At 64.9% G+C, this 22,492-nt stretch carries 20 protein-coding genes; 13 read left to right on the top strand and 7 right to left on the bottom strand.

What is annotated here, in order from left to right; all coding sequences use genetic code 11:
* Window positions 1-50: 50 nt before the first annotated feature.
* Window positions 51-1,334, bottom strand: coding sequence for an allantoate amidohydrolase (locus BLV07_RS39350; protein ID WP_091897140.1), 1,284 nt, complete (start codon window positions 1,332-1,334; stop codon window positions 51-53).
* Between the two features lie 409 nt (window positions 1,335-1,743).
* Here BLV07_RS39350 and BLV07_RS39345 point away from each other — a divergent pair, with 409 nt between their 5' ends.
* The 6 genes from BLV07_RS39345 to BLV07_RS39320 are packed head-to-tail and all read left to right on the top strand — an operon-like array spanning window position 1,744 to window position 7,614.
* Window positions 1,744-2,856: a BMP family ABC transporter substrate-binding protein gene (locus tag BLV07_RS39345; protein ID WP_091897137.1), complete on the top strand. Its 1,113-nt coding sequence runs from the start codon at window positions 1,744-1,746 to the stop codon at window positions 2,854-2,856.
* Window positions 2,853-3,965, top strand: a complete 1,113-nt coding sequence (locus BLV07_RS39340; RefSeq protein WP_091897134.1) for an ABC transporter permease — start codon at window positions 2,853-2,855, stop codon at window positions 3,963-3,965. Before BLV07_RS39345 ends, BLV07_RS39340 begins: the two co-directional genes overlap by 4 nt.
* On the top strand, window positions 3,965-4,891 hold the full coding sequence (locus tag BLV07_RS39335) for an ABC transporter permease (protein ID WP_091897131.1): 927 nt from the start codon (window positions 3,965-3,967) through the stop codon (window positions 4,889-4,891). Before BLV07_RS39340 ends, BLV07_RS39335 begins: the two co-directional genes overlap by 1 nt.
* A gap of 11 nt (window positions 4,892-4,902) precedes the next feature.
* Window positions 4,903-5,586, top strand: coding sequence for a biuret amidohydrolase (biuH, locus tag BLV07_RS39330; RefSeq protein WP_091897128.1), 684 nt, complete (start codon window positions 4,903-4,905; stop codon window positions 5,584-5,586).
* The gene (locus BLV07_RS39325) at window positions 5,583-7,115 is read left to right on the top strand and encodes an ABC transporter ATP-binding protein (RefSeq protein ID WP_091897125.1); all 1,533 of its coding nucleotides are present in this window, start codon (window positions 5,583-5,585) and stop codon (window positions 7,113-7,115) included. The genes biuH and BLV07_RS39325 overlap by 4 nt, the downstream gene beginning before the upstream one ends.
* Before the next feature lie 13 nt (window positions 7,116-7,128).
* Window positions 7,129-7,614 carry a nucleoside deaminase gene (locus tag BLV07_RS39320; protein ID WP_091897123.1) on the top strand — a complete coding sequence of 162 codons (486 nt, stop codon included), beginning with the start codon at window positions 7,129-7,131 and terminating at the stop codon, window positions 7,612-7,614.
* A 77-nt stretch (window positions 7,615-7,691) separates the two neighbouring features.
* On the opposite strand, the gene BLV07_RS39315 is transcribed toward BLV07_RS39320, so the two are convergent.
* Entirely contained in the window at window positions 7,692-8,795 is a 1,104-nt protein-coding gene (locus BLV07_RS39315; RefSeq protein WP_091897120.1) for a hypothetical protein, read from the bottom strand.
* Window positions 8,796-8,927: 132 nt separating this feature from the next.
* Here BLV07_RS39315 and BLV07_RS46940 point away from each other — a divergent pair, with 132 nt between their 5' ends.
* From BLV07_RS46940 to BLV07_RS39295, 5 genes are all read left to right on the top strand, one after another.
* Window positions 8,928-9,314, top strand: coding sequence for a hypothetical protein (locus BLV07_RS46940; RefSeq protein WP_143035647.1), 387 nt, complete (start codon window positions 8,928-8,930; stop codon window positions 9,312-9,314).
* Between the two features lie 41 nt (window positions 9,315-9,355).
* A complete protein-coding gene (locus BLV07_RS39310; protein WP_091897117.1) occupies window positions 9,356-10,927 on the top strand; it encodes an ABC transporter ATP-binding protein in 1,572 nt (523 codons plus the stop codon).
* Window positions 10,911-12,002, top strand: a complete 1,092-nt coding sequence (locus BLV07_RS39305; RefSeq protein ID WP_091897115.1) for an ABC transporter permease — start codon at window positions 10,911-10,913, stop codon at window positions 12,000-12,002. Before BLV07_RS39310 ends, BLV07_RS39305 begins: the two co-directional genes overlap by 17 nt.
* Complete coding sequence (locus tag BLV07_RS39300) at window positions 11,989-12,906, top strand: ABC transporter permease (RefSeq protein WP_091897112.1); 918 nt, start codon at window positions 11,989-11,991, stop codon at window positions 12,904-12,906. The genes BLV07_RS39305 and BLV07_RS39300 overlap by 14 nt, the downstream gene beginning before the upstream one ends.
* Window positions 12,907-12,985: 79 nt before the next feature.
* Window positions 12,986-14,062 carry a BMP family ABC transporter substrate-binding protein gene (locus BLV07_RS39295; RefSeq protein ID WP_176946059.1) on the top strand — a complete coding sequence of 359 codons (1,077 nt, stop codon included), beginning with the start codon at window positions 12,986-12,988 and terminating at the stop codon, window positions 14,060-14,062.
* 94 nt (window positions 14,063-14,156) lie between these two features.
* Here the strand turns inward: BLV07_RS39295 and BLV07_RS39290 are convergent, their stop codons facing one another.
* The gene (locus tag BLV07_RS39290) at window positions 14,157-15,506 is read right to left on the bottom strand and encodes an 8-oxoguanine deaminase (RefSeq protein ID WP_176946058.1); all 1,350 of its coding nucleotides are present in this window, start codon (window positions 15,504-15,506) and stop codon (window positions 14,157-14,159) included.
* 153 nt (window positions 15,507-15,659) lie between these two features.
* Here BLV07_RS39290 and BLV07_RS39285 point away from each other — a divergent pair, with 153 nt between their 5' ends.
* Window positions 15,660-16,487: an FAD binding domain-containing protein gene (locus BLV07_RS39285; protein ID WP_091897103.1), complete on the top strand. Its 828-nt coding sequence runs from the start codon at window positions 15,660-15,662 to the stop codon at window positions 16,485-16,487.
* Complete coding sequence (locus tag BLV07_RS39280) at window positions 16,484-19,210, top strand: molybdopterin-dependent oxidoreductase (protein WP_091897101.1); 2,727 nt, start codon at window positions 16,484-16,486, stop codon at window positions 19,208-19,210. The genes BLV07_RS39285 and BLV07_RS39280 overlap by 4 nt, the downstream gene beginning before the upstream one ends.
* Window positions 19,211-19,411: 201 nt before the next feature.
* Here the strand turns inward: BLV07_RS39280 and uraD are convergent, their stop codons facing one another.
* From uraD to BLV07_RS39260, 4 genes are all read right to left on the bottom strand, one after another.
* Window positions 19,412-20,299 (bottom strand): 2-oxo-4-hydroxy-4-carboxy-5-ureidoimidazoline decarboxylase, encoded by an 888-nt coding sequence (uraD, locus tag BLV07_RS39275; protein WP_091897099.1) that lies wholly within the window; start codon window positions 20,297-20,299, stop codon window positions 19,412-19,414.
* 6 nt (window positions 20,300-20,305) lie between these two features.
* Window positions 20,306-21,241 (bottom strand): allantoinase PuuE, encoded by a 936-nt coding sequence (gene puuE, locus BLV07_RS39270; RefSeq protein ID WP_091897097.1) that lies wholly within the window; start codon window positions 21,239-21,241, stop codon window positions 20,306-20,308.
* Window positions 21,242-21,655: a DUF3830 family protein gene (locus tag BLV07_RS39265; protein ID WP_091897095.1), complete on the bottom strand. Its 414-nt coding sequence runs from the start codon at window positions 21,653-21,655 to the stop codon at window positions 21,242-21,244.
* An 89-nt stretch (window positions 21,656-21,744) separates the two neighbouring features.
* Window positions 21,745-22,023 carry a hypothetical protein gene (locus BLV07_RS39260; protein ID WP_176946057.1) on the bottom strand — a complete coding sequence of 93 codons (279 nt, stop codon included), beginning with the start codon at window positions 22,021-22,023 and terminating at the stop codon, window positions 21,745-21,747.
* Between the last annotated feature and the right edge of the window lie 469 nt (window positions 22,024-22,492).

The following is a 22,492-nucleotide window of genomic DNA, read 5'->3' as shown; positions in this document are numbered from 1 at the left end:
TGGTCCCGGCGGAAGGCCGTCACTATTTTAGGCGTGTCTGATTCGTGTCTCTATCCGGTGACTTGCGGGCTCAACTGACCGTCCCGCGGCCTGAAATTCTCGATCACCCGCAGCAGCACCCGCGCGCCGGTGTCGGCATCGGCGAGCTCGACATGCTCGTCAGGATGATGGCTGATACCGCCGCGGCAGCGGACGAAGATCATGCCGACATCGGCAATGTCGATCATCGCCATGCCGTCGTGCCCTGCCCCGCTCGGCAGCTCGAATACGGAAAAACCTTCCGCTCCGATCGCCTTGGCGATCTGCTCCTTGAGCCAGGGCGCACACGGTGCAGTGCGGTTCTCGTGCGTGACGTCGAGCTGAAGCACCAATTGCCGGCGCTTGGCGATCGCCTCGATCTGGCGGACGATGTCGGCAACTGCACGCTTGCGATGCATGTCGGTCGGCGCGCGCAGGTCGATGGTGAAGGATACCTCGCCCGGAATAACGTTGGTCGCGCCTGGCTTGGCGTGGATATATCCGACGGTGCCGACCAGACCGCTCGCGTCGGTGCGACAAAACTGTTCGATCGCGCCGATGCATTCGGCCGTGCCGGCAAGTGCGTCGCGCCGAAGCGCCATCGGCACCGTGCCGGCGTGCCCCGCCATGCCGGTCAGCCGCGCGGCAAGCCGTGTCGCGCCCGCAATCGCCGTGACAATCCCGACAGGCAGGTTCTGTGCTTCCAGCACCGGCCCCTGCTCGATGTGCAGCTCGAGATAGGCAAGCAGCTCGCCTCGCGCCCGCGCAGCCGCGCCGATATGATCGGGATCGAGGCCGAATCTGATGAGCGCATCGCGCATCGACACGCCGTCACGGTCGCGCGTGTTCAGGACGCTCTCGTCGAATGTGCCGGTCACCGCACGGCTGCCGAGGAGCGTCGAGGCGAAACGTACTCCCTCTTCATCGGCAAAGCCGACGACCTCGATCGCGAACGGCAGGCGCTTGCCGCGGCGGTTGAGGTCTGCGACGCAGGCGATCGCGGTGATCACGCCGAGCGGCCCGTCCCATTTGCCGGCATCGCGCACCGTGTCGTAGTGCGAGCCGAGCATCAGGCAGGGCGCACCCGGCCGCTCGCCTTCGTAGCGGCCACAGACATTGCCGATCGCATCGAGATGCGCGCTCATGCCGGCCTCGCGCATCCAACCCAGGATGAGGTCCGCAGCCTCGCGCAGCTCCTTGCTGAGATAGATGCGGGTGAGCTTGCCAACCTCTTCCGAAATCGCACCGAGCTCGTTGATGCGGCGCCCGATCTCTTCGCCGAGCGATGTCGTCTGAACGGCGTTCCCAGCAACCATCTCGGCGGGCTTTCCATCTCTCGCGGACCGCAGCAGCGGCGGTTCTGATGACGATCGATACAAGTTCGGTGCCAGCGAAAATCACGCATCCGGCGCCGTCCCAATCCGCACGTGGTTAGCATGAATGCGAGTGGCCGGCCGACCGTCCCGCTCCCCTCATGCACACGCGCGAACCGGTTAAGGCTGCTTAACTCCATTGCATACAATTGGGAGTTACTGCCCATAAATTAATCCGTCGATTCCCTGATCAGGATTCAGGCAACCCACAAATTCCACTATTTTCAATAACTTGCACTCAAATGAACGCTCCGCAGCCTGTGGCACGAAGCTTGCGACACTTGTTCCAAGCTCCGCCAGACCGGCGGTAGCCGCGAGATTGAGGCGGGGCATCCGCCAAGGGGAGCAAGCAATGGATTTTGGCAGGATTTCACGACGGCATTTGTTGCAAGGCAGCGCGGCCCTGACCCTCGGCGCCGCGGCTGGCGTCCGACCGGCCTTCGCAGCCGAGACGACCATCGGCTTCATCTATGTCGGCTCGCGTGACGACTACGGCTACAACCAGGCGCATGCGCAGGGCGCAGCGGCACTGAAGAAGATTCCCGGCCTCAAGGTGGTCGAGGAAGAGAAGGTGCCGGAGACCGACGCGGTCGAGAAGACGATCGAGTCCATGATCAATCTCGACGGCGCCAGCCTGCTCTTTCCGACCTCGTTCGGCTACTACAATCCGCACATGGTCAAGATGGCCAACAAGTACCCGAAGCTGCGCTTCGAGCATTGCGGTGGCTTGTGGAGCGACAAGGACCCGAAGAACGCCGGCAGCTATTTCGGCTATATCGACGAAGCTCAATACATCTCCGGCATCGTCGCCGGCTACACTTCCAAGAGCGGCAAGCTCGGCTTCGTTGCGGCGAAGCCCATCCCGCAGGTGCTGCGCAACATCAACGCTTTCACGCTCGGGGCCAGGCTCGCCAATCCGAAGGCGACCACGCAAGTCATCTTCACCGGTGACTGGTCGATGCCGGTCAAGGAAGCCGAAGCCACCAACAGCCTGATCGACCAGGGCGTTGACGTGCTCACCTGCCATGTCGACGGCCCCAAGACCATGGTCGAGAACGCGGCGCGCCGCGGCGCCTTCGTCTGCGGCTATCACACCAACCAGTCGCCGCTCGCGCCGAAGACGTATCTCACCGGCGCGGAGTGGAATTGGGAAGCGCTCTATCCGAAGTTCGTGAAGATGATCGCCGCCGGCGAGAGCATCCCGAACTTCTATCGCGGCGGCCTCAAGGAAGAGATCGTCAAGACATCTCCCTATGGCGAAGCGGTTTCCGCAGAAGCCCGCAAGCATGCCGACGACGTCAAGGCCAAATTCCTCTCGGCTGAAGGCTACGCCATCTTCAAGGGCGGGCTGGTCGACAACAAGGGCAAGACGGTGATCGCGGCCGGCACCGATCGCGGCCAGAAGGATCCCGAGCTGGAGAAGATGGACTACCTCGTCGAAGGCGTGATCGGAGCGACTTCGTGACGACGGAAGCGGCGGATTCTGCCGAGGCGGTCGGGACAATAGCCCCGGCCGCCGATTCCGGCTTTCTCCAACGGCACGGCGGCACGATCGAATATGTCCTGATCCCGGGCGCGGCGCTCGTCGGCGCGCTCGTGGTGTTCGGCATCTTCGTCGCGATGTTCGGCAAGAATCCGCTCGACCTTTATTTCTACATGTACTACGGCGCGTTCGGCACCTGGTTCTCCTGGCAGAACACCCTGACGCGCGCGGCGCCGCTGATCCTCACCGCACTCTGCGCCGCGTTGCCCGCGCAACTCGGCATGGTCATCATCGGCGGCGAAGGCGCGCTCCTGATCGGCGCACTCTCGGCAACCAGCGCCGCATTGGCGCTTCAAGGCATGCCGCCGCTCGCCGTGCAAATTGTCATGGTCATCGCCGGCGTGACCGGCGGAGGCGTGTGGATCATGCTGTCGGGCGGCTTGCGACAGTATCGCGGCGTAAACGAGACCATATCGAGCCTGCTGCTCGTCTACATCGCGCTTGCAATCCTCAACCATCTCGTCGAAGGCGCTATGCGCGATCCCGCGAGCCTCAACAAGCCCTCGACGCGCGAGATCGGCGCCGCCAACATGATAGGCACCATTCCCGGCACCGACGTGCATTGGGGCCTGGTGTTCGGTCTGATCGCCACCATTGCTGCCTACATCCTGATCTATCACACCGTGTTCGGCTTCGCCGCGCGGGTTGCCGGCGGCAACATCCGCGCCGCGAAGATCGTCGGCCTCGGCGTCGACAAGCTGATCCTGACCATTTGCTTTCTCGCCGGCGGCGCCGCAGGCCTTGCCGGCATGGTCGAGGTCGCCGCCGTGCAGGGACGCACCAATGCCAATCTTGCTGCAGGCTACGGCTTCACCGGTATTCTCGTCGCCTTCCTCGCGCGGCAAAATCCGCTCGCCATCATCCCCGTAGCGATCCTGCTCGGCGGCATCAGCGCCAGCGGCGGCCTGCTGCAACGGCGCCTCGGATTGCCCGATGCATCCGTGCTGGTGCTCCAGGGCATCATCTTCGTCTTCGTGCTGGCCAGCGATGCGCTCTACGGCCGCATCGGATTCCTGAAAGGCAAGTCCTGATGGCGGACGGATCGATCGGACTCTGGACCGTCCCGCTCGCTGTGCTCGGCGGCGCCATTCGTGTCTCCACGCCGTTCCTATTCGTCAGCCTCGGCGAATGCATCACTGAGCGCTCCGGCCGCATCAATCTCGGCCTCGAAGGCACGCTGGTGATGGGCGCGATGAGCGCCTACGGTGTCTCGTACCTTTCGGGCTCTCCGTGGCTGGGCGTGCTCGCAGCCGGCATCACCGGCGCACTGCTGGGCGCGCTGCACGCTGGCATCTGTTCGCTGCCGCGCGTCAACGACGTCGCGGTCGGCATTGCATTGATGCTGTTCGGTACCGGCCTTGCCTTCTATCTCGGCAAGCCGCTGATCGAGCCCACCGCGCCGCGCCTGCCCGCGATCGATTTCGGCTGGTGGAGCGACGTCCCGCAGGTCCGCGCCGCGCTGCGCGTCAACGTGCTTTTCCTGATCGGCGTCGCGCTCGCACCAATCCTGTACTGGGCCTTCCGCACCACGCGCTGGGGCTTGCTCATCCGCACCGCCGGCGAGAGCTCGGATGCCGCGCGCGCGATGGGCCACTCGGTGCTGCTGATCCGCCTGCGCGCCACCATGGTCGGCGGCTTCCTCGCCGGCATCGGCGGCTCGTTCCTGTCGCTGTTCTATCCCGGCAGCTGGAATGAAGGATTGTCCTCGGGCCAGGGCATCACGGCGGTGGCGCTCGTGATCTTCGCGCGCTGGGATCCCCTGCTCTGCCTATGGGCCTCGCTCGCCTTCGGCGGCGCCGCGGCGCTGGGGCCGGCGCTGCAATCGGTCGGCGTCACCTCCGGGTATCACCTTTTCAATGCCGCGCCATACATCCTGACGCTGGCGATCATGATCATCACCTGCTCGCCCAAACGCACGCTGACCGGAGCCCCGGCGGAATTGTCGATCACACGCTAGAGAGCAAGATCATGCCTGAGCGGCACATCAAGTCCGAGCCTTATGCCTGGCCCTATAACGGCGACCTCCGTCCCGAAAACACCGCGCTCATCATCATCGACATGCAGACCGATTTCTGCGGCATCGGCGGCTATGTCGACAAGATGGGCTACGACCTCTCGCTGACACGGGCACCGATCGAGCCGATCAGGAAGCTGCTCGCAGTGATGCGCAGCCAAGGCTTCCATATCATTCATACCCGTGAAGGCCACCGCCCCGATCTGTCCGATCTTCCGGCCAACAAGCGCTGGCGCTCGCGCCAGATCGGCGCCGGCATCGGCGATCCCGGCCCCTGCGGCCGCATCCTGGTGCGCGGCGAGCCCGGCTGGGACATCATCCCGGAGTTGGCGCCGCTGCCGGGCGAGCCGATCATCGACAAGCCGGGCAAGGGCTCGTTCTGCGCCACCGACCTGGAGCTGATCCTGCGGGTACGCGGCATCGAGAACATCGTGCTCACGGGCATCACCACCGACGTCTGCGTTCACACCACCATGCGCGAGGCCAACGATCGCGGCTTCGAATGCGTGCTGCTGCACGATTGCTGTGGCGCGACCGACAAGAACAACCACGACCACGCGCTGAAGATGATCAAGATGCAGGGCGGCGTGTTCGGCGCGGTCTCGACGTCGCACGCCTTCATCGGAGCGATTTCGTGATCATCGGCGAAACGCCACCGCCCTCCGGCGCCTTCGGCGTCGATGCCGTCGCCATGACCATGCGCTTCGGCGATTTCCTGGCGCTCGACAATGTCGAGCTGAAGGTGCGGCCGGGCTCGTTCCACGCGCTGCTCGGCGAGAACGGCGCCGGCAAATCGACCCTCGTCAAATGCATCATGGGCTATTACCACGCGACCGAAGGCGACATCCTCGTCGGCGGGCGCGAGCAGGCGATCGGCAATCCGAAGGACGCTCACGCGCTCGGGCTCGGCATGGTCTACCAGCATTTTACGCTGGTGCCGGCGATGACGGTCGCGGAAAACCTCGTGCTGGCCCGCGACGATGTGCCGGCGGTGGTGAACTGGCCGAAGGAGATGAAGGAGCTCGAGGCGTTTCTGAGCCGCATGCCCTTCAAGGTGCCGCTCGGCGCCAAAGTCTCGGACATCTCTGCCGGCGAACGCCAAAAGTGCGAGATCCTCAAGCAGCTCTACCTGAAGCGTCGCTTCCTGATCCTGGACGAGCCGACCTCGGTGCTGACGCCGGCGGAAGCCGACGAGGTGCTCGGCATGCTCCGCGACATGGTCGTCAGGGGTGAGCTGACGATCCTGATGATCACGCACAAGTTCCGCGAGGTCATGGCGTTCGCTGACGACGTCACGATCCTGCGCCGCGGTAAGCTCGCCGGTGCGGGCAAGGTCGCCGAGCTCACGCCGGACGCGATGGCCCGCACCATGATCGGCGCCGAGGAGTTGACGGTGCAGCCACCGCGCACCGGTAAGCCTGGCCAGGCCAGGCTCGAGCTGCAAAAGCTCCGCGCGCTCGACGACGCCGGCGCAGTCGCCGTGCATGACGTTTCGCTCACTGTGCGGGCTGGCGAGATCGTCGGCATCGCCGGTGTCTCCGGCAACGGCCAGCGCCAGCTGGTCGAGGTGCTGGCCGGCCAGCGCGAGGCCGAAAGCGGCGAGATCCGTGTTGCCGGCGATCCCTACCGCGCCAGCCGCGAGGAGATGCGGCGCCACAAGATGTCGCTCCTGCCCGAGGAGCCGTTGAAGAACGCCTGCGTGGGCGGCATGAGCGTCGCCGACAACATCGCCTTCCGCGAATTCGACCGTGCGCCCTTCGCCCGTGGCGGCTGGTGGCTCAATCGCGGCGCCTTTCGAGACGACGCCAGGACGAAGATTGCGCAATACAAGATCAAGACCCGCACGCCGGATACGCCGATCTCGGCGTTGTCCGGCGGCAACGTGCAGCGTGCCGTGCTCGCCCGCGAGCTTGGCAGCGACGTCGAGGTACTGATCGCGGCCAATCCCTGTTTCGGCCTCGACTTCGCAGCGGTGGCGCAGATCCACGCCGAGATCATGGCCGCCCGCAACCGCGGCGCCGCCGTGCTGCTCGTCAGCGAGGATCTCGACGAATTGCTCGAACTGTCCGATCGGCTGGTGGTGATGTTCCACGGCGAATTCGTGTATGAAGCACGGACCAGCGAGGCCGACCTCACCGTGGTCGGCCGGCACATGGCGGGGCACTGACCAGGGAGCAGCGATGAGCGGCGCATCCGAGCAGGACGAGCACTTCCTCCGCCTCTCCTTGGCGATCGCCCGCCGCTCCCTCACCCATGGCAATCATCCCTTCGGCTGCATCGTCGTCGATGCGGATGGCAACGTGCTGATTGAGACCGAGAACGGCTACATGCCGGATCACGACGGCACCGCGCATGCCGAACGTCTCGCGGCCACGCAGGCCTGCCGCACGCTCAGTCGCGAAGTGCTGGCGAAGGCGACGCTCTATGCCTCCGCCGAGCCTTGCGCGATGTGCGCCGGCGCGATCTACTGGGCCGGCATCGGCCGCGTGGTCTACGGTCTCAGCGAGCACCGCCTGCGCGGCGTCACCGGCAACCATCCGGAGAATCCGACGCTCGACCTGCCCTGCCGCGAGGTCTTTGCCAGCGGGCAGCGGCCGACCGAGGTGCTCGGGCCGTTGCTGGAGGATGAGGCCGAAGCGTTGCACGAGGGCGCGTGGACGAAGTAGCAGCACATCCAAGAGGAGATGACGCCGCGGAGGTTTGACGCGGCGCCATCGTCTTTCACCTGCAGAGCGTCAGGTGATTAGAACTTCACGGTGATACCGGAATAGAGCGAGGACTCGGTGCAGGAGCCGGTGCTCACCGTCCGGCCACCGACGGCCGTGGTACAGCCGACGGCAAGGTTGTGATCGAGGCCGAACTTGTTCTGCCAGTAGCGGTAGGCCACCCAGACGTCCACGAAGTGAGAGTACTTGTCCCCCCAGGCTGCCTTCGAGGCATCGAAGGTCAGACGGATGGGTTCCGAATTCAACTCGACCGCCGTGTTGTAGACGCCATTCGCCGGGCTGTAGGGAAGCGGCTCGGTGTCGGTGCCCTTCTTGCCGTACCAGCCGGCACGGCCGCTGATCGAGAAATACTGCATGTTCGGCGGCAGGAAGCCGAGGTCCATGTAGTAATTGACTTCGACAGCCCAGGTTGGCTTGAACGACGTGTTGCCGTCCGCGAGACACGTCACTCCGGGAACGCCCGGACCGAACAGGCCGCACTGGCTGAAGGAGTTGTGGTTGGCGAACTCCCAATAGACCAGCGGCGCGACGTTGATGTAGCCCTTGTAGGGCAGGTCGAACGCAAACTGCAGGCCGCCGACGACGTCGCGCTTGGCAGCGCCGAAATACCTGTTCTCGGTATTGGCATCCATGCCGACTTCAAACGAGATGTTGTGCAGCGGCCCCGCGGTGAAAGCCTTGGTGTTGAAGAGCTCGTTCCAGCCGAAGGTCGAGCGGAACAGACCATAGATTTCGGTCGCACCGGCGCAGGATGCCGGCGCGCCGAAGATCGTGCCAGCGTTGGTGCAGGGCCCCGCCGGGTCATTGTGATCCGACTTAAACATGGAGATCGTGAAGAAGTTCGTGCCGTATGCCCAGAGGTCGAAATGGGTGAACGAATAGACCTGCTTGGTGGTCTTGCTGTTGATCGATCCATCCGGCCGGAATGACCACGCGCCCGGCTGCGAGGCGTTGAAGATGTACGAGAACGTGACGCGGTTATCGATGACCAGGAAGAACGGAAGGTCCGGCGCCTTCTTGAACGCCTTGACCGGCAGATCCGCCGCTTGAGCCAGGCCACCGGTGGCCAGCGTAGCAAGTGACAGCGCCGCTGCTGCCATTGCCGTGTAACGAAACGACATCCTGAATACCCCCAAGTTTGGACACGTAAAAATGAACGTCCCCTGGGTGCGACACTTGCGCCGATCTTCCGGAGTGAGAAGCCTCAACTTTTCACACGGCGTGCCGCTTGTTTCGGCAGCACACGACGAGTCATGGAGGAGATTGCAGAGTGCCCGCGCGCAGTGAGCACGAGAGGCAAGGGATCGCTATTGCCGAACATTCCCGTTTGTTTTTATTCGGATTTTCTGATCGCGCCCCGATGCGACGCCGAGTTGGAGCAGCCGTTGCGACCGCTCCGCTGCAAGCGATGGACGGACCGACGCATGATTGCTCAACATGGCGTCAAGCCTGCACAGCGGGTTCCGATTTGGTTTGAACCGTCACAAATTTGCAACAGGCGCGGCTCGAAGCCGCGATTGCTTCCGCTGTCCATGTTTGCGCTCGAAAGCGCGGAACGACTCAACCGGCACCGCCGCACCTGCCGCAGCGTTGAGCAAGGGATGACGCTTTTTCACATCTTACGCGGCGGCTCAAACTAGCCCACAATTGAGGCACTTCATCCATGCCAGCGCATCAGCGAATGTTAGATCAGACGCCTAACGGCCTGCATTCCGGCGAGCCCCCTCTGCTTCAGGCGATCGGGCTCACCAAGCGCTATGGCGATTTCCGCGCCAACGATGCCATCGACATCGAGATCCGGCGGAAGGAAATCCACGCGTTGCTGGGCGAGAACGGCGCCGGCAAGTCGACGCTGGTCAAGGCGATCTACGGATTGATCCAGCCCAGCGCCGGCGAGATTCACTGGCAGGGCGAACGACTAGTGCTGTCCGGTCCCTCGGACGCGCGCAGGCGCGGCATCGGCATGGTGTTCCAGCATTTCTCGCTGTTCGACAATCTCACCGTCGCCGAGAACGTCGCGCTCGGTCTCGACGGGCAAGAATCCTTCAAGGACATGTCGGCGCGGCTGGAGCGGGTCTCGAAGACCTACGGACTGCCGCTCGATCCCCGACGCGAGGTCTGGCAATTGTCGGTCGGCGAGCGCCAACGCATCGAGATCGTCCGCGCGCTGATGCAGGATCCGAAATTCCTGATCCTGGACGAACCCACCGCAGTGCTGACGCCTCAGGAAGCCGACCAGCTTTTCATCGTGCTGGAGCGGCTCAAGGCCGAAGGTCGCGCCGTCCTCTACATCAGCCACAAGTTAGAGGAAGTGAAGCGGCTCTGCGACACCGCAACGATCCTGCGCGGCGGCAGGAAGGTCGAAACCTGCAATCCCCGGCGCGAGACCGCCGCCTCGCTCGCGCGCATGATGGTCGGGGCCGAGATCAAGGAAGTGAAGGCCGCATCCGGCCGCAAGACCACCGTGCCGCGTCTCGTCGTCAACGATCTCTCGCTCTCTCCAAGCGAAGCGCATGGCGTACGTCTCGAGCACATTTCGTTCGAGCTGAAGGGCGGCGAGATCTTGGGCATCGCCGGCGTCGCCGGCAACGGCCAGGACGAGCTGTTCGCCGCACTCTCCGGCGAGCGCCTGTCGAAGGACCCCGGCACCGTCGTGATCGAGGGCATCGCCGCCGGCCACCTCTCGATCACGCAGCGGCGCAAGCTCGGCGGCGCCTTCGTGCCCGAGGAGCGGCTTGGCCACGGCACCGCGCCGCGCATGAAGCTGTCGGAGAACGCGCTGCTCACCGGGCATGCCGCCAGCGGTATGGTCCGTCACGGCTTCATCGACACCGCGGCCACGCTGAAGACCGTCGACCGCGCGACCGAAGCGTTTGACGTCCGCAAGTCCAGGCGCGATCCGGAAGCAGCATCCCTTTCCGGCGGCAATCTGCAGAAATTCATCGTCGGACGCGAGATCCTGCGCAATCCGGCGGTGCTGGTGGTGAGCCAGCCGACCTGGGGCGTCGACGCCGGCGCGGCCGCCGTGATCCGCCAGGCGCTGCTTGATCTCGCAACCGCTGGCGCCGCCGTGCTCGTGACCAGCCAGGATCTCGACGAGCTCACGGAGATCGCCGACCGCATCGCCGTGATGTTTCACGGCCGGCTGTCGGCTCCGCTCGCCGCCAGCGAGGCGAGCCGCGAAAAGCTCGGTCTTCTGATGGGCGGAAGCAGCCTGGAGCCGAAGGAGGTCACGCATGCAGTTGGTGCTTGAGAAGCGCGCCGAACGCTCCAATACGATCGCGCTGATCTCGCCGCTGATCGCGATCGGCCTCGCGATCGTGACCATGGTCATCCTGTTCGCGATCCTCGGCAAGAATCCGCTGCTCGCTTTGCATGCCTATTTCATCGCGCCCCTCACAGATGGCTATTCACTCCAGGAGATCGCGGTGAAGGCCACGCCGCTGGTGATGATCGCGATCGGGCTGTCTCTCTGCTATCTCGCCAATGCCTGGAACATCGGCGCCGAGGGACAATTCCTGATCGGCGCGGTCGCCGGAAGCTGGATTGCGGTGAAAACGCAGGGCACCGATGCCGGCGGCTGGGTGCTGCCGGCCATGCTCGTGCTCGCCGCCGCCGCAGGTGCGCTCTATGCGCTGATCCCCGCGATCTGCAAGGTGAAGTTCGGCGCCAGTGAAATCCTGACCAGCCTGATGCTGGTCTATGTCGCCGACCTCTTCCTCGACTATCTCGTGCGCGGCCCCTGGCGCGATCCGCACGGCTTCAACTTCCCGACCACGGCGGAGTTCGATCCGGTGGCAACGGTGCCGCTGCTGATCGAGGGCGGCCGGCTGCATCTCGGCTCGATCATCTCCCTGCTCGTCGTCGCAGCGGCAGCGATCCTGCTCGCACGCACCATCAAGGGCTTTGAGATCCGCGTGGTTGGAGCCGCGCCTCGCGCCGCGCGGTTCGGCGGCTTCAATGCCGACCAGCTCATCATCCTCACCTTCGCGGTCTCCGGCGCGCTGGCAGGCCTCGCCGGCATCATCGAGGTCGCAGGACCCGTCGGGCATCTCCAACCCGGCATCTCGCCCGGCTACGGTTTCACTGCGATCATCGTCGCCTTTCTCGGCCGGCTGAACCCGCTTGGAATATTAATTGCAGGCCTTTTCCTCGCATTGACCTTTATCGGCGGCGAGCAGGCACAGATCGCAATGAAGATCCCATTGGACGTCACCAAGATCTTCCAGGGCATTTTGTTGTTCTACGTGCTCGCCTGCGATTCCCTCATCCTCTACCGCTTCAAGCTGATCTTCGCGAACCGACAGGTGACCCGTGGAGCTGGTTGAGGCCATCATCCTGGCGGTGCTCGCCGCGTCGACGCCGCTGCTGATCGCGGCGACCGGCGAGCTCGTGACCGAGCGTTCCGGCGTGCTCAATCTCGGCGTCGAGGGCATGATGATCGTTGGCGCGGCCTGCGGCTTTGCCGGCGCCTGGCTGACCGGCTCGATCTTCATTGGTGCGCTGTTCGGCATTGTGGCGGGCACGTTGATGTCGCTCATCTTCGCGCTGATGACGCTCGGGCTCGCCGTCAACCAAGTCGCAACGGGTCTCGCGCTGACCATCCTCGGCGTCGGACTCTCCGGCCTGATCGGCGCCGGCTTCGTCGGCGAGCGCATCACGCCGGCAGTGCACCTCACCATTCCCGGCCTTACGGATGTCCGCCTGATCGGCCGGGTGCTGTTCGGCGAGGACGCCTTTGTCTATTTCTCGGTCGCACTCATCGTTGGCGTCTGGTGGTTCCTGTACCGCTCGCGCGCGGGATTGATCCTGCGCGCCTGCGGCGACAATCATGCCTCCGCGCATGCACTCGGCTATCCCGTGCTGCGCATCCGCACCTTCGCCGTGATGTTCGGCGGCGCCTGCGCAGGGCTGGCGGGCGCTTATCTGCCGCTCGCCTATACGCCGTTCTTCATTCCCGGCATGACCGCAGGCCGCGGCTGGATCGCGCTGGCGCTGGTCGTGTTCTCGTCCTGGCGGCCGGGCCGGCTCGTCGTCGGCGCTTACCTCTTCGGCGCGGTGACGATCCTGCAACTGCATGCGCAGGGCTGGGGCGTCGGCATCCCCTCGCAGTTCATGTCGGCGCTGCCGTACCTTGCAACCGTCATCGTCCTGGTCCTGCTCTCCCGCGCGCGCACTGGCGGCTCGACCGCGCCCGCCGCGCTCGGCAGCGTGTTCGTGCCCGACCGCTGAGTTTTTCATTTCCGGAGCGTGCGCGATGGGGCGCGCGCGTTGCGGATCGTGGCTTTCCCCTGATGTTTGGAGATTGATGATGAGGAAATCACTTCTTGCGCTGGCTGCCGGGCTTTTGCTTGCCGGGAGCGTCGGTGCAACCTCCGCCGCCGACAAGTTGAAGGTCGGCTTCATCTATCTGGGTCCGATCGGAGACCTCGGCTGGACCTATCAGCACGATCTCGCGCGGCAGGCGCTGGTGAAGGAATTGGGCGACAAGATCGAGACCACCTATCTCGAGAACGTGCCCGAAGGTCCCGACGCCGAACGCTCCATCGAGCAGCTCGTTCGCGCCGGCAACAAGCTGATCTTCACGACCTCCTTCGGCTACATGGATCCGACGCTGAAGGTCGCCAAGAAGTATCCGAACGTGCATTTCGAACACGCCACCGGCTACAAGCGCAACTCGAACATGTCGACCTATTCGGCCAAATGGTATCAAGGCCGCTACATTCAAGGCCTGATCGCGGCCAAGATGTCGAAGTCCGGCGTGCTCGGCTATATCGGCTCGTTCCCGATTCCGGAGGTCGTCTCCGGCATCAACGCGACGGTTCTGGCGGCGCAGACCATCAACCCGAACATCAAGGTCAAGATCATCTGGGCCAACACCTGGTTCGACCCGGGCAAGGAGGCCGACGCCGCCAAGGCGCTGATCGACCAGGGCGCCGACGTGATCATGCAGCACACGGATTCGCCAGCCGCGATGCAGATCGCCAGCGAACGCGGCAAGCTCGCCTTCGGCCAGGACTCCGAGATGATCAAGTTCGGACCCAAGACCCAGCTGACCTCGATCCTTGACACCTGGGGCCCCTACTACATCGAGCGCGTCAAGGCCGAGCTCGCCGGCACCTGGAAGTCCGAGGACACCTGGGGCGGCCTCGACAGCCACATGTTCGCGATGGCGCCCTATACCAACATGCCTGACGACGTGAAGAAAATGGCCGAGGATGCCCAGGCCGCGATCACAGCAGGCAAGCTGCATCCGTTCAAATGCCCGATCGTTGGGCAGGATGGCAAGCCGGTCGAGTGCAAGGGCGGCGATCACCTCGATGACGGCCAGGTCCTCGGTATGAATTTCTACGTCAAGGGCATCGACGACAAGCTGCCGGGCAAGTAGCACGCTTCTTGCTTTGACCAGATCACCTGCTCCTCCCGGAGGAGGTTCGGAGGGGGTGGCCAGAAGCACCCGGCACTTGTGGCTGCCCCCTCTTTTATCCCAGTTGCATGCTCCGCGCCGTCGAACTGTGGCGGCGGATGAGGTCCGCCACATCGAGGCCCGGGATCGCGCCGTCGACCACGGCCCATTTTCCCGCCACCATCACTCGATCGGCCCGATGCGCGCCGCACAGCACCAATGCGGCCAGGGGATCGCCATGGCCGGAGAAGCGCAGCTCGTCCAGCTTGAACAACGCGAGATCGGCGGCCTTACCGACGGCGATCTCGCCGAGCTCGGGCCGGCCGACGCACGCCGCCGAGCCTCTGGTGGCCCAGCGCAAAGCGTCCTTGTGGCTGACCTTCGTCACGCCGTAGCGGGCTCGTTGTAGCAGGAAGGCGGCACGCACTTCTTGCATCAGGTTCGAGCCGTCGTTGGAGGCCGAGCCGTCGACGCCGATACCGATGCCGACCCCGGCCTCCTCCATCTCGCAGACGGGACAGCAGCCGGAGGCCAGCAGCTGGTTGCTGCACGCGCAATGGCTGATGGTCGTCCTGGCCTTGCCGAGCCGCTTCATCTCCTCGGCGTTGAAGAAGATTCCGTGAGCGAGCCAGGTCCGCGCACTGAGCCAGCCGCATTGCTCGAGATAATCGAGCGGGCGGCAGCCGTACATCTCCTGGCAGAATTTGTTCTCGTCCTCGGTCTCGGCGAGATGGGTGTGCAGGCGCACATCGAGCTTGTCGGCGAGCTCGGCGGTGGCGCGCATCAGCGAGGTCGTCACGGAGAATGGCGAGCACGGCGCCAGCGCAATCTGCACCATCGCATCTGCGCCGCGCTGGTGATGCTTGGCGACCACGCGCGCGCTGTCGGCGAGGATGGTGTCCTCGTCCTGCACGACGCTATCAGGCGGCAGGCCGCCGTCGCGTTGCGACAGGTTCATCGAGCCGCGCGTCAGCAGCACGCGCATACCGAGCCGCTGCGCCACCGCCACTTCGATATCCACGGCGTCCTCGAGACCTGCCGGGAAGACGTAGTGATGATCGGTCGTCGTCGTGCAACCTGACAGCAGCAGCTCGGACATCGCCACGGTGACGCCGAGTTCCAGCGCCTCCGGCGTCAGCTTCGCCCACACCGGATAGAGCGCCTGGAGCCAGGGAAACAGCTCGCGATCCATCGCCGCCGGCAGGGCCCGCGTCAGTGTCTGGTAGAAGTGATGGTGCGTGTTGATCAGGCCAGGCAGCACGACGTGGTCGCCTGCATCGAACACCGCAATATTTGCAGTCGCGGGCATCCCGCCGGCCGGCACCAGCTCGACGATCCGGCCATCCTTCACCACGACCCCGCGCTCGGCCCCATCGGCGAGGATGGCCAGGGGATCCCTGATCCAGATCGGACTTGCGTCGGTCATGATCCTGCTTCTCCTCACCTCCGCTGACGGCAGGCCTGCAAGGCGGCGGCCGGTCCGATCGCGTTCTTGGCTGCGACTTGTTGTTGCGACTTGGCTCCGGTCTTGCAAGACTTTCTCTTGTCCGATTCACCCGGCGGAAGCGTTGGCGCAGCCATGGATTTGAATACCATCACAGCAGTCGCCCATCCGCAAACACGCGCGCAACTCCCTGCCTGGACGGCAGGTGATGCTTGGCTCGCGGGCGGCACCTGGCTGTTCTCGGAGCCGCAAACGCATCTGAGGCGGCTGATCGATCTCACCGACCTGCAATGGCCGGCGCTGACGGTCACCGCGAGCCATCTCAGCATCGCCGCCACCTGCACTATCGCGGAGCTCGACGGTCTCGCCTGCCCGTCCGACTGGCTCGCAGCACCGCTGATCGGCCAGTGCTGTCGGGCCTTCCTTGCTTCGTTCAAGATCTGGAAGACGGCAACGGTCGGCGGCAATCTCTGCATGTCGCTGCCGGCGGGACCAATGATCTCGCTCACCTCGGCGCTCGACGGCGCCTGCACCATCTGGAAGGCCGGCGGTGGTGAACAGAGGATTTCCGTCGCCGACTTCGTCACCGGCAACCAGCGCAACCGCCTGACGCCGGGCGACCTGATCCGGCAGATCGATCTCCCGATTACCGCATTGAGGCGCCGCACCGCCTTTCGCCAGGTCTCGCTGGCGCCTGTCGGCCGCTCGGCGGCGCTGCTGATCGGCAGCCTCGATCCGGACGGCACGCTGACCTTAACGGTTACCGCATCGACGGTGCGGCCGATCCAGCTAACCTTCCGCAAGGCCCCCGACGCAAGCGCGCTCCGCGATGTGATCGCGCAGCAGATCACGGACGACCTGTACCATACCGACATCCATGGCAAGCCGCTCTGGCGCAAGCACATGACGCTGCGGCTCGCCGAGGAGATCCGCGGCGAGCTCCTGGGCGGAGTGCCGTCATGAGCTTCGAGATCAACGGCAAGGCGTTTTCGCAAGAGCCGCGCGCCGGCCAATGCCTGCGCACGTTTCTGCGCGAGCTCGGCCATTTTGGGGTGAAGAAGGGGTGCGATGCCGGTGATTGCGGGGCCTGCACCGTGCTGCTGGATGGCGAGCCGGTGCATAGCTGCCTGATCCCGGCGTTCCGCGCCGAGGGACGCAGCGTCACCACGATCGAAGGCCTCGGTGGGGACCACGGCGCCCATCCGATGCAGCAGGCGTTCCTCGATGCGCAAGGCTTTCAATGCGGCTTCTGCACCGCCGGCATGATCCTGACCTGCGCCTCGCTGAACCAGGCGCAGCGCACCGATCTCGGCGCAGCGTTGAAGGGCAATATCTGCCGCTGCACCGGTTATCGTTCGATCGAGGATGCGATCCTCGGCAACACCAATGTCGAGGCGAGCGTCGAGGCTGGCGCCGCATTCGGCCGCAGCCTGCCTGCCCCCGCAGGTCCCGACATCGTGCGCGGGAAGGCGCGTTACACCTTCGATACCGCCATCGACCGACTGCTGCACATCAAGCTGCTCCGCTCGCCGCACGCGCACGCCAGGATTGTTGCGATCGACACGTCGGAGGCCCTTCGCGTCGCGGGCGTGCACGCCGTGCTGACGCATGAGGATGCGCCGCCGGTCCTGATGTCGACCGCGCGGCACGAGAAGGAGTGGATGGATCCCGAGGACACCCGCATCCTCGATGACGTCGTCCGCTTCATCGGCCAGAAGGTTGCGGCCGTCGTCGCCGAGAGCGAAGCCGCCGCCGAGGAGGCGTGCCGGCGGCTCAGGGTCGACTACGAAATCCTGCCTGCGCTGATCGATCCAGAGCAGGCGATGGTGCCTGGCGCGCCCGTCATTCATCCTGGTCGCACCACCGCGAACCGGGTCACTGATGCTCAGCGCAACCTCGTCGCGGAGACGCATGGCGAATTCGGCGACGTCGCGGCTGCGCTCGCCACCTCTGCCGTCGCCTACGAGGGCACCTTCCACAGTCACCGTGTGCAGCATGCCGCATTGGAGACCCATGGCGGCCTCGCCTGGCTCGATGACGCCGGCGTGCTCAATGTCCGCACCTCGACGCAGGTCCCGTTCCTGACCCGGCGTGCGCTGTCGGATATCTTCAAGCTTCCCATGGACAAAGTCCGCGTGTTCTGCGAGCGCGTCGGCGGCGGCTTTGGCGGCAAGCAGGAGATGTTCGTCGAGGACATTCTGGCGCTCGCCGCGCTCAAGACCGGGCGGCCGGTGAAGCTGGAGCTGACCCGCGAGGAGCAGTTCATCGCGACCTCGACGCGCCACCCGATGCGGGTCCGCATTAAGGCCGGCGCCGATGCCGACGGCAAGCTCACCGCGCTCCAGCTCGACGTGCTCTCCAACACCGGCGCCTACGGCAATCACGCCGGGCCCGTGATGTTCCACGCGCTGGCTGAATCCATCAGCGTCTATAATTGCCCGAACAAGCGGGTCGACGGCGCCGCCGTCTACACCAACACGGTGCCGGCGGGGGCGTTTCGCGGCTATGGCCTGCCGCAGGCGCTGATCGCGGTGGAGGCCGCGATCGACGAGCTGGCCAAGCAGCTCGGCATCAGCCCCTATGAGATGCGCCGGCGCAACATCGTCAGGCCCGGCGATCCCATGCTGTCGCCGCCACCGTCCGAATTTCACGACGTCGACTATGGCTCCTACGGGCTCGACCAGTGCCTCGACCTCGTCGAGCGCGCGATGCAGGCCGATGGCCCGCAGCCGGAGCTGCCGCCGGAGTGGCTGATCGGCGACGGCGTCGCGCTGACCATGATCGACACGGCGCCGCCGGCGGGCCACCTCGCCGACGCCATGATCGTGCTGCGCGATGACGGCGGGTTCGACCTTACCGTCGGCACCGCCGAGTTCGGCAACGGCACCAGCACGGTGCACCGGCAGATCGCGGCGACGACGCTGGCGACCACCGTCGATAGGATTCAACTGCGCCAGTCCGACACCGCCCATGGCGGCCACGACACCGGCGCCTATGGCAGCGCGGGCATGTTCGTTGCGGGCAAGGCGACGCATGCGGCGGCCCTTCAGCTTGCGACCGAGCTGAAGGCGGCGGCTGCGGACGCGTGGCTCTCCGATGCCGGGAGCTGCGCGCTCGAAGCTGACGCCGTCGTCAGCGGCGTGCGGCGCATGTCCTTTGTAGAGCTGGCAAAGCTCGCTCGCGACCGCGGGCAGCCATTCGCAGGCACCGGCAATTCCGCCGGCACTCCGCGCTCGGTCGGCTTCAACGTGCAGGGCCTTCGCGTCGCCGTGAACAAGGGCACCGGCGAGCTCAGGATTCTCAGGAGCGTGCAGGCGGCGGACGCCGGCGTCGTCGCCAATCCCATGCAATGCCGCGGACAGGTCGAGGGCGGCGTCGCGCAGGCACTCGGCGCCGCGCTCTACGAGGAGATGGTGATCGACGCAGACGGCCGCGTCACCAACCCGAAGTTCCGCGACTACCACCTGCCCTCCTTCGCTGACGTGCCCCGCACCGAGGTGTTCTTCGCCGAGACGTCCGACACGATCGGACCGCTGGGCGCGAAGTCGATGAGCGAGAGTCCGTACAATCCGGTCGCGGCCGCGCTCGGCAACGCCATTGCCGATGCCACCGGCATCCGCTTCACCGCACCGCCTTTCAAGCCGGACCGGTTGTTTCCGGCGCTGCTCGACAAGTTCGGTGGCTAGAGCGGGATGGTTCGGTTCACCTCTCCCGTAGGGAGAGGTCGGAGCGCATCGAAGATGCGGTCCGGGTGAGGGGTTTAGGTCTCACTGAGCGCCGCAGCCCCTCACCCGGATTGCTCAGGCGCGCAATTGCGCGCCACAGCAATCCGACCTCTCCCCTTTGGGGAGAGGTGAACCACGGACAGCCCGCCGAACCTACATGCTCTAGCTGCCGCGATAGGTCGAATAGCTCCATGGCGTGACCAGCAGCGGAACGTGATAGTGCCCCTCCGGCTCGCTGACGGCGAAACGCAGCGGGATCTCGTCGAGGAACGGCGGGGCGGATAACGGCACGTTACGCTCGGCGTAATATCTGGCAACGCTGAACCTGAGCTCGTAGCGGCCGATCGGCAAGGGGCGACCGCCGATCAGCGGCTGATCCGTGCGGCCGTCCGCGTTGGTGACAGTGCGCGCAATGACGCGGCTCTCGCCGAGGCTCGCGAGCTCGACCAGTTCAACCGGGATGCCCCGCGCAGGCTTGCCCGTGTGATTGTCGAGCACATGCGTCGACAGCCGGCCGTGCACCTTCAGCTTGTCGTCGGCCATGACGAGCTGATCGAGCCGCAACGCGGAGATGCGGCCGATCTCCTCGATTGCGCGCCTTATCTCGGTCTTGACGATGTTGAGCAGCCGCGTCTCGAAGTCACGCAGGATGGAATCCCTGGTGTGACGGCGCACGCAGACGATGTAGGGGAAGCCGAATTTGTCGCGATAGGCGGTGTTGACGCGCTCGAACGCGGCGTATTCGGCCTCCGACAGCCGGTCGAGGCCGGCGCTGTTCTGCTCGTCGGTCGATTCCGCCGTGAGGCCGGCGGCGCGCTGGGTCTTGTTGGCGAGATCGGGATGCGCCCGGATCAATGCCAATTGCACGTCGGGTTCGGCGCTCTGGATCGCCGCCATCAGCGCAGCGTGCAACTGGTTGATGCCGGCGAACGGTCGCTTTCCGGCGAGCTGCTCGGCGATCCACGGCGAATATTCGACGACGTTGGCGAGCGCCGCGACGAAATCGGTTTTGCTTGCAGCGTTGAGATCGGCCAGCGAGATCTGCGACATCCTCTCTCACCCGATCTCGAATGCATCGGCCGCAAGGTGCGCGTGCTTGTCGTGCCAGTGCTGCGCGATCTGCAATCGCGTCGGCACCCAGACGCGCTCGTGCTTGCCGATGTAATCCAAGAAGCGCATCAGCCCCGCAGCGCGGCCGGGCCGGCCGGCGAGGCGGCAGTGCAAGCCGACCGACATCATCTTCGGCGCGGTCTGCCCTTCAGCATAGAGCACGTCGAAGGCATCCTTCAGATAGGTGAAAAACTGCTCGCCTTCGGCAAACCCCTGCGGGTTGATGAAGCGCATGTCGTTGGCGTCTAACGTATAGGGAATGATGAGCTGCTTGCCGTTCGCGCCCTTCACCCAATAGGGCAGATCGTCCGCATAGGAATCGCAGAGATAGAGGAAGCCGCCCTCCTCCATCAGGAGGCGGTTGGTGTTGATCGAGGAGCGTCCGGTGTACCAGCCGAGCGGCGGCGATCCGGTCGCCGCGGTATGGACGCGGATCGCTTCCGCGATCTCGGCGCGCTCCTGCGCCTCGGTCATGTCCTTGTGCTCGATCCACTTCAGGCTGTGGCTGGCAATGTCCCAGCCCGCCTCCTTCATCGCAGCTACGATTTCCGGATTGCGCTTCAGCGCGGTCGCGACACCGAACACGGTGGTCGGCCAGTTGCGCGCGGTGAACATGCGCCATAGCCGCCAGAATCCGGCGCGCGAGCCATATTCGAACATCGATTCGATGTTGGCGTGGCGCTGGCCCGGCCAGGGCTGCGCGCCGAGCACATCGGACAAGAAGGCTTCCGAGGCGCGGTCGCCGTGCAGAATGTTGTTCTCGCCGCCTTCCTCGAAATTGACGACGAACTGCACCGCGACCCGCGCATTGCCGGGCCACTCGGGATGCGGCGGGTTGCGGCCGTAGCCGCGGAGATCGCGCGGGTAGCGGGTCTCAGTCACTCAGACTTCCTCGAAGCGGATCGGGAGCGCGCCCTTCCACAGCACGCTCTTGCCCAGCGTTGCCAGATTGTCCAGCCCCGAGGTCAGCGTGATGAAATGGTTGCCGGCGAGCTGGCCCATCTTGCTCGCGAAGTGCACGCCGCCATAGGCGAGCAGGATCTCGGTCTCGCTGATGCCGCCGGGATAAAGGATGATCTGGCCGGGCGCGGGATAGCTCGTGTGGTTCTCGTAGCCGACGCCGAAATCGAGGTCGCCGAGCGGCATCCACACCCCCTCGCCGCTCCAGCGCACATGGATGATGTGGCTTTCGAACGGCAGCGCCCTGCGGAACGCGGCGACCGTCTTGGGCGCCAGCTGCTCCTCGAAGCGGGCATCGAAGGTGAAATCGCCGGCGCGGATAACGAGTTTGCTCATCTCATCTCTCTGGGTCGGGGGTGATGGGCCCCACGGTGGATTCCTCGGCAAAGAGCATTCCATCGGGCTTCGCGCAAGAGGCGCGGCCCTCACCTACGGTCGTAGGACCAGCCGAAAATGCCGCTCCGCCGGACCTCCGGCTCCGGCTCCGCGGTCGCCGTCGGAGGCACCTCCTTCAGTTCCGCCTGCGGCGGCGGGGGCGGCGCCGGCAGGGTCTCGCATTTCATGGAGTAGACCAGCTTGCCGTCCGCGGTACGCCCGATCGGGGCACAGGGGTCGGGATGCGCCGCCGTGGTCTTCGGCGTCATCTTCACTTGCGCCGCCGCCGGTGAGGCGATCAGCAGCAGGACCAGCAGATATCTCGACATCATTGTCGCCTGGAAACTCGATTGGCCCCATTGAACCGGATTGCAGCGGTCAAGTCCATCGGCGCCGCGGGCACGATTGCCGAATATTTAGCCGGCGTGCCGCCTAACACTCTGGGCGGCACCAGGCCAAGACGAATTCGGGGAGCGCAACTGCTTCAACGCCGTCATTGCGAGGAGCTCTTGCGACGAAGCAATCCAGAGTCTTTCCGCAGAGGGATTCTGGATTGCTTCGCTGCGCTCGCAATGACGGAGTATTGGGCATCGGCTTCGTCCTCCAACTGCCACTGTCATTCCCCGCGAAAGCGGGGAATCCAGTACGCCGCGGCCTTTCGGTTCAATCATTGCCGTCTCTGGAATACTGGATCGCCCGGTCGAGTGTTCAGCCCGGGGACATGACCGACGGGTGTTCGGGGACATAGCCGACACGTCATAGTGCACGGATTTGGCAGTGTGGGAGGCCAAGTCCATG

Source organism: Bradyrhizobium sp. Rc2d (genome assembly GCF_900099855.1).
GTDB lineage: Bacteria > Pseudomonadota > Alphaproteobacteria > Rhizobiales > Xanthobacteraceae > Bradyrhizobium.
The sequence above is the reverse complement of the archived record's forward strand: the minus strand, read 5'-3'. Positions and strand labels throughout refer to the sequence as shown.

What these genes read in the sequence shown, in the direction of transcription:
- BLV07_RS39350 (WP_091897140.1), bottom strand. Translation starts at nt 1,334, where the DNA reads ATGGTTGCTGGGAACGCCGTTCAGACGACATCGCTCGGCGAAGAGATC.
- BLV07_RS39345 (WP_091897137.1), top strand. Translation starts at nt 1,744, where the DNA reads ATGGATTTTGGCAGGATTTCACGACGGCATTTGTTGCAAGGCAGCGCG.
- BLV07_RS39335 (WP_091897131.1), top strand. Translation starts at nt 3,965, where the DNA reads ATGGCGGACGGATCGATCGGACTCTGGACCGTCCCGCTCGCTGTGCTC.
- biuH (WP_091897128.1), top strand. Translation starts at nt 4,903, where the DNA reads ATGCCTGAGCGGCACATCAAGTCCGAGCCTTATGCCTGGCCCTATAAC.
- BLV07_RS39320 (WP_091897123.1), top strand. Translation starts at nt 7,129, where the DNA reads ATGAGCGGCGCATCCGAGCAGGACGAGCACTTCCTCCGCCTCTCCTTG.
- BLV07_RS39315 (WP_091897120.1), bottom strand. Translation starts at nt 8,795, where the DNA reads ATGTCGTTTCGTTACACGGCAATGGCAGCAGCGGCGCTGTCACTTGCT.
- BLV07_RS46940 (WP_143035647.1), top strand. Translation starts at nt 8,928, where the DNA reads ATGGAGGAGATTGCAGAGTGCCCGCGCGCAGTGAGCACGAGAGGCAAG.
- BLV07_RS39310 (WP_091897117.1), top strand. Translation starts at nt 9,356, where the DNA reads ATGTTAGATCAGACGCCTAACGGCCTGCATTCCGGCGAGCCCCCTCTG.
- BLV07_RS39305 (WP_091897115.1), top strand. Translation starts at nt 10,911, where the DNA reads ATGCAGTTGGTGCTTGAGAAGCGCGCCGAACGCTCCAATACGATCGCG.
- BLV07_RS39295 (WP_176946059.1), top strand. Translation starts at nt 12,986, where the DNA reads ATGAGGAAATCACTTCTTGCGCTGGCTGCCGGGCTTTTGCTTGCCGGG.
- BLV07_RS39290 (WP_176946058.1), bottom strand. Translation starts at nt 15,506, where the DNA reads ATGACCGACGCAAGTCCGATCTGGATCAGGGATCCCCTGGCCATCCTC.
- BLV07_RS39285 (WP_091897103.1), top strand. Translation starts at nt 15,660, where the DNA reads ATGGATTTGAATACCATCACAGCAGTCGCCCATCCGCAAACACGCGCG.
- BLV07_RS39280 (WP_091897101.1), top strand. Translation starts at nt 16,484, where the DNA reads ATGAGCTTCGAGATCAACGGCAAGGCGTTTTCGCAAGAGCCGCGCGCC.
- uraD (WP_091897099.1), bottom strand. Translation starts at nt 20,299, where the DNA reads ATGTCGCAGATCTCGCTGGCCGATCTCAACGCTGCAAGCAAAACCGAT.
- BLV07_RS39265 (WP_091897095.1), bottom strand. Translation starts at nt 21,655, where the DNA reads ATGAGCAAACTCGTTATCCGCGCCGGCGATTTCACCTTCGATGCCCGC.
- BLV07_RS39260 (WP_176946057.1), bottom strand. Translation starts at nt 22,023, where the DNA reads ATGTCGAGATATCTGCTGGTCCTGCTGCTGATCGCCTCACCGGCGGCG.